We start from the raw sequence: 16,449 nt of genomic DNA, 5'->3' as shown, positions 1-16,449 counted from the left end.
CAGTCATTCGTGCACGATCGACCACCGGAGGAATGATGCGGGTTCATCGAGCGGCCGCCCTGGGCGCCGCGGTCGCGTTGAGCGTCTTCACTGTCAGCATCCCGGGTGCTTCCGCGGCGGCCGCCGCGGGCAGCGCCAGCACGGTTTCGAAGTCCATCAGCGTCCCCAGCCCGGACAAAAGCGGGGAGATCCGGGTTTCACCCGACGAAATGGGGTACAACTGAGGGTATCCGCCCCCGCGGCCGCAGCCGGGTCACTTCCCCGGCTGCGGCCGTTTCGCGTCCACGGCGGAGCCGTTCGAAGATTTCGACAGTGCCGCCGCGACCACCTCGCCGACCCCTCCGCGAGCGTCCCCACAATTGGCTCAAGCCGACGATTATACCGTGCCGAACGCAACAACGATGGCAACCATTTGATTTCGATGAGATGAATTCGCCAGGGCCCGCGGGCGCCGGGCACGCGAGCGTCGATCAAATGTCTTTTGCATTGCCCGGTGCCCGCCGGGCCACGTTTTCCGCAGGCCGGCGAGGCGCGCGACCGGCCGGTTTCCGAATCCGATCTCCGAAGCGCCGGCCACGACGAGCCGGGCCCGCACAACTGTCCACACCGGATACACGCGGGTTTTCCGATTAATCGCAAACTAGGCCCCCTCCGTCCCCGATCGGACCAGTGCCGTCGAATCCGTGATCCCGGCCGCCGCGCCACCCGGATTCAGCAGTAACCCCCCTTCCTGCCGCCCCGATCCGCAGAATTCCGCACGATTCGGCGATCGAACCAAGATCATCGATCAAGTATTCGTGCCGCCATTCTGGTGAAACCCCCGTTGCAGTGTGCATCTTGCATTGTCAACCGATCTAGGGGTGCCTACAGTGGCCTGCTTGACAGGAACTGGGGAATGATTCACGGATCTTCCCTCGATCGGTAGATCAACCGTCACCTCCTTCGAGGAGCAAGGTCTTGTTTGGAATCACCAACGGCGGTGGCCGTGTTCGCGCTCGTCAAGCCGCTCTCGCCGTCACCGCCCTCCTGGCCGTCACCGGCTGCGGCGCACTGGGTTCGGCCAGCACGAGTTCTCCAGCCGGCGGCGGTGGTCTGGAGAAGACCACGCTGAAGGTCTCGATCCTGCCCACCACGGACCTCGCGCCGTTCTGGCTGGCCCAGGACAACGGCTACTTCAAGGCCGAAGGCCTCAGCGTCGACTCCGTCATCGCCGCCAGCGGCCAGGCGTCGCTGACGAAGTCGATCTCCGGCGAAGCCGACATCGCGTTCTCGACCTACCCCCCGTTCTTCACCGCGAAGAGCACCGGCGCCGCCGACATGCAGCTGGTCGCCGACGCGACCTCGGTCAACGCCAAGTCCAATGCGATCGTCACGGTTCCGAATTCCCCGGTGAAGACCGTCTACGACCTGGCGGACAAGAAGATCGCCATCACGGCCAAGAACACCGCTTCGGATCTCCTCACCCGCTCGGTGATGCAAGATCACGGCGTGGATTTCAGCAAGGTGAAATGGGTGCTGATCCCGCTGCCGAACATCGCCGCGGCCCTGCAGCAGGGCGAGGCGGACGCCGCGTACCTGCCGGAGCCGTACATCACGCAGGCCGCCAAGACGGCGGGCGCGATCCCGGTGATCGACATCAACACCGGGGCGACCCAGGACTTCCCGCTGACCGGCTACGGCGCGACGAGGAAGTGGGTGCACGACAACCCGAAGACGCTGGCCGCGTTCCAGCGCGCGATGCAGAAGGGCACCCACGAAGCCCTGAACGACCGCGCCCAGGTCGAGCCGCTGCTGGTGCGGTTCGCGAAGATCGACGAGGACACCGCCAAGCTGCTCACCCTGCCGGGCTACGGCTCGACGCTGGATTCGCGGCGCCTGCAACGGGTCCCGGACCTGCTGCTGCAGCTCGGTGCCATCCCGAAGTCGATCGACGTGAACTCGATGATCGGGCCGCAGGCGGGAAAATGAGCCCGCGCCGGGGCCGGCCGGGCACGGTCCCGCCCGGCCGCCGGCCTCCTCGCCGAGGTTCCCCGTCGGCCGGTTCGCGCCCCGGGAGAGCGGCGGGTCGGACGCGCCGCTGATCGTGTCCGGCGCCGTACGGCTTTTCGACGTCACCGGTGACCGGCGGGTCCCGCGGCTTCTTGTGACAGACCCGGCACCCCTCCCTCCGGCTCGGCCCTGGCCAAGCGGGCCGGAGTGGACCAGGATTCCCGGGTGCCCGACATCAGAAGATTCAGCCTGTTCGCCCGAATCGGCCTGACCTGCTACGCCTTCGTCCACCTCGTCGTCGCGTGGCTGGCGGCGCAGGTCGCGCTGGGCGACAACGAAAAGGCCGACAAGGCCGGCGCGCTGCAGATCGTCGCCTCGGGCGGTGGTGCGTGGCTGCTGTGGCTGATCGCCGCCGGCACCGGCGTGCTGGCGCTGTGGCAGCTCACGGAGACGATCGCGGGCCACCGGCACACCCCATCGCGACGGCGGTGGGTGCGGCGGGCGACCAGCGGCGTCGAGGTCGTCCTGTACGGCCTCGTCACCTACAGCGCCGCGAAGACCGCGACCGGCGGCTCCGGCAAGGCCGGCTCGATCGTCGCCACGGTGCTGGCCGAACCGTGGGGCGCCGCCGCGGTGATCACGGCCGGTGGCGCCGTGATCGCCGTGGCCGCGTTCCTCGGCTACCGCGGGCTCCGGAAGAAGTTCGTCCACGACCTCGACTTCGGCGGGGCGTCCCCGGCGGTGCGGCGGTCGACGGAGCGGCTCGGCCAGGTCGGCTGGTGCGCGATGGCGGTCGCCTACGGCACCGTGGGCGCGATGTTCGTCGTCGCCGCCGTCGAGTACGACCCCGCCAAGGCCGGCGGCCTGGACCCCGCGCTCCGGACGCTCGCGGTCCAGCCGTACGGGCAGTTCCTCCTCCTGGCACTGGCCGCCGGGATCGCGGTCTTCGGGGTGTTCGCGCTGTTCGAAAGCCGGTACCGCAAGATCTGACGCCGGCCCTTGCGGCTGCCACCGCGGGGACTTCCGGGCAAACTTCCGTCACCCCTCGTCCTCACCCGATGGTGTGGTGTTAACTGTCCGGACAGACAGAGAGCGTTTCCCCGACCTCGGCTGCGACGGCACACCGCGGTACCGGTTCGCCCGCCACGCCCGGAAAGGCATGCCCTCGATGCGAGTGTCCGCACCGCTGTCGTCCGGTCAGCAGCGCCTTTGGACCGTCTCCCAGCTGGACGGGGCCGGACCGGCCTACAACGAGACCATGGCTTTCACCCTGCGGGGCCCGCTGGATCGCGAGGCGCTGGGAAGGGCCTTCGACGCACTCGCCGACCGCCACGAAGCCCTGCGCACCCGGATCGTCGTCGAAGACGGCGCGCCCGTGCAGATCGTCGAACCCGCCGGTCACGGCTTTCCCTGTGGCTTCACCGATGTCGCCGGCCGGCCGGGCGAAGCGGCCGAGCTGCGGCGCACCGACCCGTTCGAGCCGTTCGACCTGACGCGTGCGCCGCTGGCCCGGGCCCGGCTGCTGGCGGACGGCGACGAGGACCACGTCCTGCTGATCACCGTCCACCACGTCGTCTTCGACGGCTGGTCCCGCAGCCTGCTGCTGCGCGAGCTGGGCCTGCTCTACGCCGCTCAAGTGAGCGGCGAACCGGCGGACCTGCCGCCGGCGCGGCCCTACCGCGAACACGCGCGGGCGCAACAGGACTGGCTGACCGGCGCCGGCCCGGCGCCCCACGAGGCGTACTGGCAGGACCGGCTCGACGGTGTGCCGCCGGTGCTAGAGCTGCCCGCCGACCGCCCGCGCCCCGCCCGGCAGGACCACCGCGGCGCCCGGGTGCCGGTCTCCCTCGGGCCCGACCTCACCGCGAGGCTGAAGGCGGTGGCCCGCGAGCACGGCGTCACGCTCTACTCCACCATCCTGACCTGCTGGTTCATCCTGTTGTCCCGCCTTTCCGCGCAAACTGACATCGTTGTCGGCGTCCCCACCGCCAACCGCGGCGCCGGCGGCGAGTACCCCGACACGATCGGCTTCTTCGTCAACACCCTGGCCGTGCGCGCCGAACTGCCGGGTCCGCGGACCGGCGCCGTCCTGCTCAAGCAGGTCCGGGCGGCCCTGCGGGGCGCGATCGAGCACGTCGAGCTGCCGTTCGAGCGGGTCGTCGAGCTGGTGAACCCGCCGCGCAGCCCGGCGCACACGCCGCTGTTCCAGACGATGTTCGCCTGGGTGCCGACCCAGCACGACCTCCTGGAGCTGCCGGGTGTGGCGGCGGAACCCCTCGAGGTCGAGCACGCCCCCGCGAAGTTCGACCTCGCCCTCGGCCTCGCCGACGAGCACGACGGCGTCACCGGGCACCTCGACTACGCCGTCGCCCTCTTCGACCACGCGACCGCCGAGCGGTACGGCCGGTACCTCGTCCGGCTGCTCGACCAGCTGGCCACCCGCCCGGACGCGGACATCGCGAGCTACGAACTGCTCGACGACGCCGAACGCCACGAGATCCTCACCGCCTGGAGCACCGGGCCCCGGCCGAACCGGCGTCCCGGCGGGCTCGTCGAGCGCTTCACCGGCCACGCCGACGCCACCCCGGACGCCGCCGCGCTCGTGTGCGACGGCCGGACCCTCACCTACGGCGAGCTGGACCGCCGCAGCACGAAGCTGGCGAACGCCCTGCGGACCCGCGGGGCCGGGCCGGGCGAGGTCGTGGCCGTCCTCAGTGGACGGTCGGCCGAGCTGGTCGTCGCCGTGCTGGGTGTGCTGAAGACCGGCGCCGCCTACCTCCCGCTCGACCCGGCCCAGCCCGCTGCCCGGCGCGCGGCGATGGTCGAGGACGCGCGGCCGGTACTGGTACTGGCCGACGACATCGCGGCTCTCGAAACCGAAGGCGACGAGGCCCGCACCTCGGTCACGACCGGCTCCGGCGAGACGGCGTACGTCATCTACACGTCGGGGTCGACCGGGCGCCCGAAGGGGGTCGCCGTGACCCACCACAGCGTCCTCGCCCTGTTCGACCAGTGGCTCGACCGCTTCGGCGCGACGCCCGGCGAAGCGACGTCGGCGTGGTCGAGCATCGGCTTCGACGCCTCGGTGCACGAACTGCTGCTCCCCCTGACCACCGGCGCCGTGCTGCACGTCGTGCCCGAGGACGTCCGGCCCGATCCCGCGGCGCTGATGGCGTGGCTGCGGGAACACCGTGTCGTCCAGGCGTTCCTGCCGCCCGCCTACGTCCGGTGGATCGACGAGGCCCCCGCCCGGGTGGCCGGGCTCGCGCTGCGGCAGGTCCTCACCGGTGTCGAACCGCTGCTCGACGCCGCCCTCGCGCGGTTCGAAGCGGCGCTGCCCGGCCTGCGGATCTGCTTCGGTTACGGACCGACCGAGGCCACGCTCTACGCCACCGCGCACTTCGACCCCCGGCCGTCCGAACGTCCGGCGCCGATCGGGCGGCCGCTGCCCGGCTCGCGGCTGTACCTCCTGGACGAGCGGCTGCGCCCGGTGCCGCCGGGCGTGGTGGGCGAGGTCTTCCTGGCCGGCGACTGCCTGGCCCGCGGGTACCTGCACCGGCCGGGCCTGACCGCCGAGCGGTTCGTGGCGGACCCGTTCGCGCCCGGCGAAAGGATGTACCGCACCGGTGACCTGGCCCGGTGGCTGCCCGGCGGCGAAGCCGAGTACGCCGGGCGCCGCGACGACCAGATCAAGCTGCGCGGGTTCCGCATCGAACCCGGCGAGGTGACGGCCGCGCTGCTGGCCGTGCCCGGGGTCCGGGAGGCCGCCGTGCTGGTGGACCGCGAGGGCGAGCCCCGGCTCGTCGCCGGCGTCGCGGGCGGCGGTGGCCGGACCCCGCACGAGTGGCGCGCGGCGCTGGCCGGTCGGCTGCCGGACTACATGATCCCGTCCGTGTTCGCCGAGTTCGACCGGCTTCCGTTGAGCCGCAGCGGCAAGCTCGACCGCGACGCCGTCCTGGCGCACGCCCGGGCCGGCGCGTCGAACGACCCGGTCAACACCGCCGCCCCGCGCGACCACGTCGAGCTGGCCCTGCTGCGAATCTGGCGAACCTTGTTGCTGCACACCGCGATCGGCGTCTCCGACGACTTCTTCGACGTCGGCGGCACCTCGATCTCGGCGATCAAGCTGGCCCACGCCATCGGCTCGGAGTTCGGCCGCGAGCTGCCGATCCGGGACGTCATCCTGCACCCGACCGTCGAGGCGCAGGCCGCGCTCCTGCGCACGGACCGCCCGCCGGAAGGCGGCAGCCTGATCGAGTTCCGCCGCGGCAGCGGCGCGGCGCGCGTCGTCTGCGTCCACCCGGCCGGCGGGACCGCGTTCTGCTACCTGCCGCTCAGCGCCCTGCTGCCCGAAGACACCGGTGTCCTCGGGATCCAGTCCCCCGGGCTCAACGCCGGCGAGGAGCCGCTGCCGAGCGTCGAGGCGATGGCCGAGGAGTACCTGCGGCTCGTGGACCCGCGCGCCGATGAAGCATTGGTCCTTTGTGGACTGTCGTACGGCGGCCTGGTCGCCCACGAGATGGGCCGCCGGCTCGCGGAGCACCACCCGCGCGTCAGCGTCGTCCTGCTCGACACCACCGCCACCGACGACCCGGCCGCGAGGGCGGCGATCGAGCCGGTGCCGGTGGCCGAGTTCCGCGAGAAGCTGGTGCGCTTCAACGGGATGTACCCGGGGATCGACGACGCGCAGATCGAGCGCTACCACCGCACGTACAACCACAACCGGCTGACCGCGCGCGAGCACGATCCCGGCGGGACGGCGGCACGGGTCGTGTTCGTGCAGGCCGTCGGCGACGGCGCGGACCCCGGCACCGTGTCCGCTTCGGTGGAGTTCTGGCGCCGCCGCGCCCGCGGCGAGTTCGAGGTGGTCCCGGCGGACTGCGGGCACTGGGACATGCTCGAAAGCGACGCCCTGCCGCTGGTCGCCAAGCTGATCAGCGCCGAGCTGGCGGCCCGATGACCTCGATCGCCCGCCGCGTCCACGACCGGGCGCTGCGGCACCCCGACGCCGTCGCCGTGTCCGACGGGGCCCGGCTGCTCACCTACGCCGAGCTGAACGCGGGCGCCGCCGCCGTCGCGGAATCGTTGTCGCGCCGGGGTGTTCGTCCCGGTGACGCGGTCGCCGTCGGCCTGCCGCGCTCGGCGGAGCTGGTCCAGGTCATGCTGGGCGTGCTGCGCCTCGGCGGCCAGGTCGTGCCGCTCGACCGCCAAAGCCCGCCCGCGCGCCGCGACGTCATCCTCGCCGACGCGGGCGCGGCCGCCGTCGTCAGCGACGACGGGCCCGGCGTCACGCCGGCCGAGCTGCTGTCCGGAACCGCCGGGGCCGGGGTGCCCGCCGAACCCGCGCCGGCGTCGTTCCTCTTCTACACCTCCGGCACGACCGGCCGGCCCAAGGGCGTCGAGGTGCGTGACGCCGGTGTCCTGCGGCTGGCCGAGCCCGGCTGGCTCGACCACGGCACGCGGTACGCCTGCCTGGCCAACCCCGCGTTCGACGCGATCAGCTTCGAGGTGTGGGTGCCGCTGCTCACCGGCGGCACGTGCGTGATCCTCGACGACGACACCGTCCGGGACCCGCGGGCGTTCGCCGACGCACTGGTCCGCGAGCGCGTCGACACGATGTTCGTCACCGCGACGCTGTTCAACGCGGTCGCCGAGACCGTACCGGACAGCTTCGCCACCGTGCGGCGGGTCGTCATCGGCGGTGAGCAGCTCAACGCGCCGGTGATCCGCCGCTGGTACCGGGCCAACCCGGACGCGCCGACGCGGCTGCAGAACGGCTACGGCCCGACCGAGACGACGACGTTCGCGCTCAGCTACGCCATTCCGCGCGGCTTCGACGGCGACGTCGTGCCGATCGGCCGCCCGCTGCCCGGCACCGGCGCGGTCGCGGTGACGGCGGACGAGCGCGTGGCCGCCGAAGGCGAGCTGGCCGAGCTGTACCTGTCGGGCGCCGGCGTCGCGCTCGGCTACCGCGGCCTGCCCGCGGAGACCGGGCAGCGGTTCGTCCGGCTGCCGTGGCTCGACGAGGGCCGCGCGCGGTTCTACCGCACCGGTGACCTGGTCCGCGTGCTGCCGGGCGGGCGCTTCGCCTACGCCGGGCGGACCGACCGGCAGGTGAAGGTCCGCGGGTTCCGGATCGAGCCGGGCGAGCTGGAGCAGCGGCTCCTCGCGCACCCGGAGATCCGGCAGGTCCACGTGGCCGTGCGGCACGTGGCCACGGCCGAGCTGCTCGCCTTCATCGTGGCGGGCGACCTGTCCTTCGACGCGTTCGAAGCGCACCTGGGCGAGACCGTGCCGGCCTACATGCGGCCGCAGCACGTGTTCCGCGTCGGCGAGCTGCCCCGCAACGCCAACGGGAAGGTCGACGAAGCCGCGCTGCTGGCCGGTGGGTTCGCGCCGTGGCGGCCGGAGACCGGTGGTGAGGCGACCGCGTGGGAGCGCGAAGTCCTGGACGTCGTGTCCGAGACGCTGGACATCCCGGGCCTGCATCCCGGCGACACGTGGCTCCGGTCCGGGGGCGACTCGCTCAAGGCGTTGCGGCTGCGGTTCGCGATCCGCGAACGCTGGGGCGCGGACCTCGCGCCTTCGGTCGTCCAGCGCGGGACGTTCGCCAATCTCGCCGCCGCCGTCTCCGCGGCCGGGCGGGCGGCGTACCCGGAGCCGAGCCCACCGACGACCGCGACCACGGCACCGGCCACCAGCGAACAGCAGCGGCTTTGGCTGCTGCAGCAACGGAACCCGGCCTCCACGGCCTACCACGTGCCGCTCGCGTTCGAGGTCACCGGCGCCCCGGACGTCGACGCGCTGCGCCGGGACGTACGCACTCTGGTGGAGCGGCACCCGGCGCTGCGCACCGCGTTCGAAGCCACCCCCGGCGGCTTGCGGCAGGTCGCGAAGGCGCCGTACGACCCGTGGACCGAGCCGGGCGACGACTTCTTCACCGCGCCCTTCGATCTCGCGTCGGGCCGGATGCTGCGTGCGGCCTGGCGGGCCGACGGCACGTTCTTGCTGTGCCTGCACCACATCGCGGTCGACGGCTGGTCGTTGAACATCCTGTTCCGCGAGCTGTCCGGCGCCTCGCCGCGGCCGGACGCGCACACGCCGCTCGACTTCGCCGCGTGGCAGTCCCGGTGGTTCGCCTCCCCCCGCTACCGCGCCCTGCTGACCGACCGCTCCGACGACGCCGAGCCGCTCGGCGAAGCTTCCCCGGCCGGCCGGCTGCACACCACCCGCATCGGACGCGAGCGCGTCGACGAGTGGGCCGGCGACCTGGGCCTGACCCGGTTCCAGCTCCTGCTCGGCGTGTTCGCGTGGAGCCTGTACGCGGTGACCGGGCGGGCCCGGCCCCGGATCGCCGCGCCGGTGGCGAACCGGCCGGTGCGGGCGTTCGAAGACAGCGTCGGCATGTTCGCCAACACCGTGCGGGTGCCGCTGACCGTGGACCCGGACGAAGACCTCGACACCCAGCTCCGCCGGCTCGGCGAAGCGTCGGGTGCCGCGCTGGATCACCAGGACGTCGCGTTCGCCGACCTCGACCCCGGGTACGCGGCCTTCGACTACCTGTTCGTCCTGGAGAACACCGACTTCGGGGCGCTGCGGCGGCCCGGCTGCTCGTCCAGTCCACAGTGGATCGAGGCGGCCGAGGCGAAGTGCGCGCTCACGCTGTCGGTGGTGGAACGCGCCGACGGCTTCGACTGCCTGTGGGAATACGGCGAAGGCCACTTCACCGAAGCCGAGGCGACCGCCCTCGGCGAAGTCTTCGACCGCGCCCTGCACGGCGACGCCCGGATTCCGGACCACCGCGACCACGGCCGGGGTGCCGCCGCGGACCTGACGTGGGAGACCATCGCGGACGGGTTCGCGCGTCAGGTCGCGCTGACGCCCGACGCCCCGGCGCTCACCGGCGACACGACACTGACCTACGCCGAGCTGGACGCGCACGCGGCCCGGCTCGCGGCCACCCTGCCCGCGGACGCCACGGACATCGCGCTGTACTTCCGGCCGTCGGCCGAGCACGTCGTCGCGCTCCTCGCCCTGGCCCGGCTGAACATCACCGCCGTCCCCCTGGACCCCGCGTACCCGCCGGAACTGCTGCACGCCATGCTCGACCGCGTCCGGCCGCGCTGCGTCCTGCTCGCGCCGGGGGAAACGTTCGGCATGGACGTCGAGCAGAGGTTCGTCACGCTTTCCGACGGCGCGGTGCCGGACGTCCCGGCCCGGCACGCCGGACGGCCGCTCTACACGCTGTTCACCTCGGGCTCGACCGGCGTGCCCAAGGGCGTGCGCGTCCCGGACCGCACCCTGGCCAACCTGCTGCAGTGGCAGGCCGCACCGCCCGCGGCGACCCAGCAGTTCTCGATGCTGTCGTTCGACGTGTCGTTCCAGGAGATCTTCACGACGCTGTGCGGCGGCGGCCGGCTCCACCTGGTCCGCCCGGAATGGCGCCACGACGTCCCCGCGCTGCTGGCGCAGCTGGAAACCGCCGGCGTCGAACGGATCTTCCTGCCGTACGTCGCCCTGCAGCTGCTCGCCGAGCACGGCGTCCGGCTCGGCCGGTACCCGTCCCGGCTGCGGGACGTGATCACCGCCGGCGAGCAGCTGGTGTGCACGCCGGCGATCCGCCGCTGGTTCGCCGGGCTGCCCGGCGCGCGCCTGCACAACCACTACGGCCCGACCGAAACCCACGTCGTCAGCGCGCTGACCCTCGACGGCGATCCCGCGGACTGGCCGGACCGGCCCGCCATCGGCCGTCCGGTGGCGAACGCGGTGCTGCGGGTCGCCGACGCCGCGGGCGCGCCCCTGCCGCCGGGCCAGGTCGGCGAGCTGCTCATCGGTGGTCTCGCGGCGAACCGCTGCTACCTGGGCGAAGCGGCGCCGGAGAAGTTTGCCGAACTGCCCGAGCTGTACTACCGCAGCGGCGACCTCGCGCACTTCGACCGCGCCGGGCTGCTGCACTTCGACGGCCGGGCCGACCGGCAGGTCAAGCTCAGCGGGCACCGGCTGGAGCTGGGGCAGGTCGAGGCGGCGCTGCTGCGGCACCCCGACGTCGTCAACGCGGTCGTCGCGGCCGAAGGCGACCGCCTGACCGCGTTCCTCGAATGCCGCCGGACGCCGGCCGCCGCGGAGCTGAGCGAGCACCTCGTGCCGCTGCTGCCGCCGCACGCGCGGGTCGACCGCTTCCGCGTCGTCGCCGCCCTGCCGCGCACGCCGAGCGGGAAGCTCGACCGGGACGCGGTTTCCGCGACGCCGGGCGAGGATCTGCTGCGGACGTCCCCGCGTCCCTCGAGCGAGCTGGCGGCGCTGTTCGAAGAGGTGACCGGCACGCCGATCGGGCCGGAGGAGACGTTCTTCGCCGCCGGCGCCAGCTCGTTGTCGCTGATGCGGTTCCACCTGCGCTGCGCCGAAGCCGGGTACCGCTTCACCGTGGCGGACCTCTTCGAGCACGTCACGCTCCGGGACCTGACTCGGCACCTCGAAAGCGGCCCGACCCCGGCACGCGCTTCCGCCGAGGCGGCGGCCGACGAGCCGGTGGCCGTCGTCGGCATGGCCGTCCGGCTGCCCGGCGCGCCGGACCTGGCGGCGTTCTGGGACCTGGTCGTCACCGGCCGCCGGGGGATCGAAGAGTTCCCGGCCGCCGACGGCCTGGTCGGCGCGCGCAGTCTCCTGGCCGGGCCCCTGGACTTCGACCCGGAGTACTTCGGGATCAGCCACCGCGACGCGGCGCTGATGGACCCGCAGCAGCGGCAGCTGCTGATGGCGTGCGTCGAAGCGCTGGCCCACGCCGGCGGGGCGACGGGCCGCGTCGGGCTGATCGCGGGCTGCGGGGAGAACACGTACTTCCAGCAGATGCTGCGCGAGGCGGACCCGGCCGCGCTGCCGGACGGCTTCCAGCTCGCCCTGCACCACGAGAAGGACTTCCTGGCCACGAAGGTCGCCTACCACCTCGACCTGACGGGCCCGGCGCTGACGACCCAGACGGCGTGCTCCAGCTCGCTGGTCGCCGTCCACCAGGCCGCCGGGATGCTGCGCGGCGGCGAGGCGGACGTGATGCTGGCGGGCGGGGTGCTCGTCGACGTCACCCTCGCCGAGGGATATCGGTACCGGCCGCAGCACATCTTCTCGGCGGACGGGCACTGCCGCCCCTTCAGCGACGACGCGGACGGCACGGTGGGCGGCAGCGGCGTCGGCGTGGTGGTGCTGAAGCGGCTCTCGGCGGCGCGTCGTGACGGCGACACGGTGTACTCGGTGCTCACGGGCTCGGCGCTGACCAACGACGGCGCGGTGAAGCAGGGGTACAGCGCGCCGTCCCCGGCCGGGCAGCGCTCGGCTATCCAGGCGGCGCTGCGGCGAGCCGGCCGCACGGGTGCCGACGTCGGGTACGTCGAGACGCACGGGACCGGGACGCGGCTGGGCGACCCGATCGAGGTGGCGGCGTTGCGCGAGGCGATGCCCGACGTCGTCGCGTGCGCGCTTTCTTCGGTGAAGAGCCAGATCGGCCACCTGGGCGCGGCGGCGGGGGTCGTCGGCCTGATCCGCGCGACGCTGGCGGTCCACCACGGCGTCCTCCCGCCGACGGTCGACTTCCGCGCGCCCAACCCGGCGCTGGACCTGGGGCCGTTCCGGGTGCCGACGCGGGCCGAGCCGTGGCCGGCGGGGCCGCGGGTGGCCGGGGTGAGCAGCTTCGGCATCGGCGGGACGAACGCCCACGTGGTGCTGGAGTCGGTCCGCCCGATGCCGCCGTCGCGCCCGGAACCGGCGCGGTGCTTGGTGCTTTCGGCCCGCAGCGCCTCGGCTTTGCGCCGGGAGGCGGCCCGGGTGGCGGACTACTTGACGGCGCGGCCGTCGTCCTATGTGGACGTACTCCGGCACCTGCAGTCGGGCCGCCCGGAGGAACGCTGGCGCATGGCGGCAGCGTGCGAGGACGCGGCCGCGGCGGTCGAGTGGCTGCGCACGGCCGAGCCACAGGAGATCCCCGACGCGGAGCTTGCACGGGAAAGCTCCGGCTCCGCGGCACCGCGCCGCGGCTACGCCACCCCCGCTACCGCACTTTCACGGGAGAGCGCCGCCCCCGGCCCGGTGGCACCTCTCCGCGAAAACGCAGCCGCCGATTCCGCACTCTCGCGTGAAAGCTCCGTCTCTGGGGCCGCCGAGCTGGCGGCCGCCTGGGTGGGGGGAGCCTCCGTGGACTGGGGCCAGTCCCCCGCCCCCGCGCCGTGGGACTTTCCGCCGCCTGCCTTCGCCGTCCGTGAGTTCGGGTTCCCTCGTCGCGACTCCGTCTCGCGGCGACCCGAAAGCGAGTGGCTGCACCAGCCCACCTGGGTCCGCCACCGCCGGGCCGCCGCCGCCACCGTCGCCACCACCCCGACCGACCGCGTCCTGGTCATCTCCGGCGAGGGCCCGCTCACCGCACCCGCCCTCGACGCCGTCTACCCGCGGGTCGTGCGCGTGCACGCGGCGGCGGCGTTCGCCCGCCTCGGCCCCGACACCTTCGAAGCCGACCCCGCCGACCCCGCGGACCTGCGCCAAGTCCTCGATGCCCTGCCCCACAACGGAATCGACTGGCTCCACACCCTCCCCCTCGGCATCACCGGGCCCGTCACCGAAGCGTCCCTCGACGACGCGCGCCGAGCGTGCGTCGACACCCCCGCCGCTCTCCTGCGGGCCGGCCACGACCGTCCACTCCGGACGTGGTGGGTGTCCGCCGGGGCCGCGCCCGCGAACACCGCCGTCACGCGGCCCGAAGCCGGGCTGCTCGCCGGGATCACCGCCGTCGGCCCGCAGGAAACCGGCGTGCCCGGCCACTGGGTCGACCTGCCCGGCCCCGACCTGAATCCCCTCGCCGGCCTGCTCACCGGCCCGCCCCCGCCCGAGCGCGTCGCCCTGCGGGCCGGGTTCTGGTGGACGCAGGACAGCGCACCGGTCCCGGCCGGCGAGCCGGTGGCCATCGACGGGACCCACCTGGTTCTCGGCGGCACCGGCGGCATCGGCACCGCCGTCGCCGCGGAGCTGCTGACCCGCACCACCGGCCGGGTCGTCCTGCTCGCGCGCGAGCCCCACCTGCCCGAAGCGCTCGAGCCGTGGGCCGACCGCGTCGACCTCCTCGCCGCCGACCTCACGAAGATCACCGCCGACGAGGTCGACGTCCGCATCGGCGCGCCCCTCGCCGGGATCGTGCACGCGGCCGGGACCCCCGGCGGCGGCCTCATCGCGACCCGCGGCGAAGACACCCAGTCCGTCAAGCTCGCCGGCGCCCTCCTCACCGAGCGGCTCGTCGAACGCCACCGGCCCGCGTTCGCCGTCTACTGCTCGTCGCTGTCCGCGCAGTTCGGCGGCACCGGCCAGCTCGACTACGCCGCCGCCAACGGGTTCCTCGACGCACTCGCCCACCGCGACGGCCCGACCGCCCGCCTCTCCATCGGCTGGGACGTCTGGCGCGACAGCGGCATGGCCGTCACTGCCCTGGAAACCGACGCACGGCACCAGGCGCACCTGGCCGTCGGCCTGAGCGTCGACGAGGGCCGCCGCACCTTCGCCCGCGCGCTGGCCTCCGGGCTGCCGCAGCTGCTGGTCGCGACGACCGGGCTCGACGCCGCCCGCGACTTCCACCAGCGCGACACCACGACCGGCACCGCGCAACCGGCCGAAGACGCCGAAGCCCAGCTGGCCGAAGAAGTGCGTGCCCTGTTGGGCGTCGCCGAGCTCGACCCGGACGTGCCGCTCTACGACCTGGGCGCCGACTCACTGACGCTGCTGGACGTCGTCGACTCGGCGAAACGGCTCTTCGGCGTCGACCTCGACCTCGCCTGGCTCGGCCCGGAGGTGACGATGGCCGCGTTGCTGGCGAAGCTGTCCGAAGCCGCCGACACCGGCGAAGTGGTGGTGCAGGTCTGGCGCGAAGGGGCCGGCCGGGAAGTCGTGTGCCTCGTGCACCCCGTCGGCGGGGACGTCCACGCGTACCGCCCGCTCGTCGAGGCCCTGGCGCCCGAACTCGGCGTCTGCGTGATCGCGGATCCCGCGCTGAGCCGGCCGGAACCGCCCGGCTGGCCGGTGGCGGACCGGGCCCGGCGCTACCACGCGGCCCTGCGAGCGCGGTTCCCCGGCCACACCCGGCAGCTGGCCGGCTGGTCGTTCGGCGCCTGGGTGGCGGCCGGCATGGCCGCCGAGGCCGAGACGGCCGGGCAGCCGGTGCGGGCGCTGCACCTCATCGACCCGCCGCCACCCGGCGCGAGCGCCGCGGACTACAGCGACGCGCAGCTGGAAACGGTGTTCGAACGCGAGCTGGGTGCCTCCGGCGGTGCCGCGGGCGAGCACGCCCGGCGGCTCGCCCGCGCGTGCCGGGCCAACCTGCGCAGCATGGCCGGGCACGAACTGCCGCACCTGCGCGCGACACCCAGCCACGTCTGGCTCGCCGCCGAACCCGAACCCGGCCTGCCGGTCGCCGACCGCGGCGGCTGGCGGGCGCTCCTGCCCGAACCGAGCCAGTGGCACGAACTGCCCGCGACCCACTACGGCATCGTGCGCGCACCGCACGTCACCGCGGTGGCCGCGGCCATCGGACTGTGAGACCCACGGGAGGAAAGGAAACCATGGAGCAGTACGAACTCGACGCCGTCAAGCGGATCACGACGCGACCGGCGCGCGACCACCGGACCCTGGCGGTGCGGGGGCTCACCCCGGTGATCGGCGCCGAGGTCACCGGCCTCGACCTGACCCGGGAGCTGACCGAGGAGCAGCTCACCGAGCTGAAGACGGCCTTCCTGGACCACCACGTGCTGGTGTTCCGCGACCAGGACATCACGCCGGACGACCACCAGCGCCTGGCCGCGAGCTTCGGCGAGCTGCGGCCGGTGAACCCGCCGCCCGAGCACGGCAACCCGTACATCCTCGAGGTCGCGACCGCCCCCGAGTCGGCGACCGTGTTCGGCAACGGCTGGCACGCCGACGGCACCGCCGACGCCGAGCCGTCGCTGGGCTCGATGCTGCACATCACGCGGATGCCCGAGCCGGGCAGCGGCGGCGACACGCTCTTCGCGAACATGCACCTCGCGTACGACATGCTTTCGCCGAAGCTGAAGGAACTGCTGACCGGGCTGACCGCGATCCACGACGGCGCGCACGCCTTCCGCGGCCACAAGATCCCGGAAGGGTACGAGCCGCCGGTCAGCGAGCACCCGGTGGTGGTGCGGCACCCGGAAACCGACCGGCCGCTGCTGTACGTCAACCCGGCTTACACCTCGCGCATCCCCCAGCTGTCGGCGGACGAGAGCCAGGCGGTGCTCGACCTGCTGTTCTCGGTCGTGCCGAACCGGCCGATGCTGGCGTGCCGGGTGCGGTGGGAGCCGAACACGCTGGTGTTCTGGGACAACCGCTGCGTCCAGCACCACGCGACGTACGACTACTACCCGTACACCCGCTTCGGCCACCGCGTCGCCATCAACGGCGGCCCGCTCAAAGGCTGAC

General features: G+C 73.4%; 5 protein-coding genes. All 5 read left to right on the top strand.

Features of this window, described 5'->3' with window-relative positions:
* The first annotated feature begins 957 nt into the window (after nucleotides 1-957).
* The 5 genes from ABZ342_RS25145 (at nucleotide 958) to ABZ342_RS25125 (ending at nucleotide 16,448) form a co-directional block, all read left to right on the top strand.
* Nucleotides 958-1,968 (top strand): ABC transporter substrate-binding protein, encoded by a 1,011-nt coding sequence (locus tag ABZ342_RS25145; RefSeq protein ID WP_360477432.1) that lies wholly within the window; start codon nucleotides 958-960, stop codon nucleotides 1,966-1,968.
* A 246-nt stretch (nucleotides 1,969-2,214) separates the two neighbouring features.
* Nucleotides 2,215-2,979 (top strand): DUF1206 domain-containing protein, encoded by a 765-nt coding sequence (locus ABZ342_RS25140; RefSeq protein ID WP_360477429.1) that lies wholly within the window; start codon nucleotides 2,215-2,217, stop codon nucleotides 2,977-2,979.
* Nucleotides 2,980-3,148: 169 nt separating this feature from the next.
* On the top strand, nucleotides 3,149-6,949 hold the full coding sequence (locus ABZ342_RS25135; protein WP_360477426.1) for an amino acid adenylation domain-containing protein: 3,801 nt from the start codon (nucleotides 3,149-3,151) through the stop codon (nucleotides 6,947-6,949).
* The gene (locus ABZ342_RS25130) at nucleotides 6,946-15,552 is read left to right on the top strand and encodes an amino acid adenylation domain-containing protein (RefSeq protein ID WP_360477423.1); all 8,607 of its coding nucleotides are present in this window, start codon (nucleotides 6,946-6,948) and stop codon (nucleotides 15,550-15,552) included. The genes ABZ342_RS25135 and ABZ342_RS25130 overlap by 4 nt, the downstream gene beginning before the upstream one ends.
* A gap of 23 nt (nucleotides 15,553-15,575) precedes the next feature.
* A complete protein-coding gene (locus tag ABZ342_RS25125; protein ID WP_155546951.1) occupies nucleotides 15,576-16,448 on the top strand; it encodes a TauD/TfdA family dioxygenase in 873 nt (290 codons plus the stop codon).
* Nucleotide 16,449 lies beyond the last annotated feature (1 nt).

It is taken from the genome of Amycolatopsis sp. NPDC005961, from assembly GCF_040629235.1.
GTDB lineage: Bacteria > Actinomycetota > Actinomycetes > Mycobacteriales > Pseudonocardiaceae > Amycolatopsis > Amycolatopsis camponoti.
This window is presented reverse-complemented; position numbering and strand designations above follow the sequence as displayed.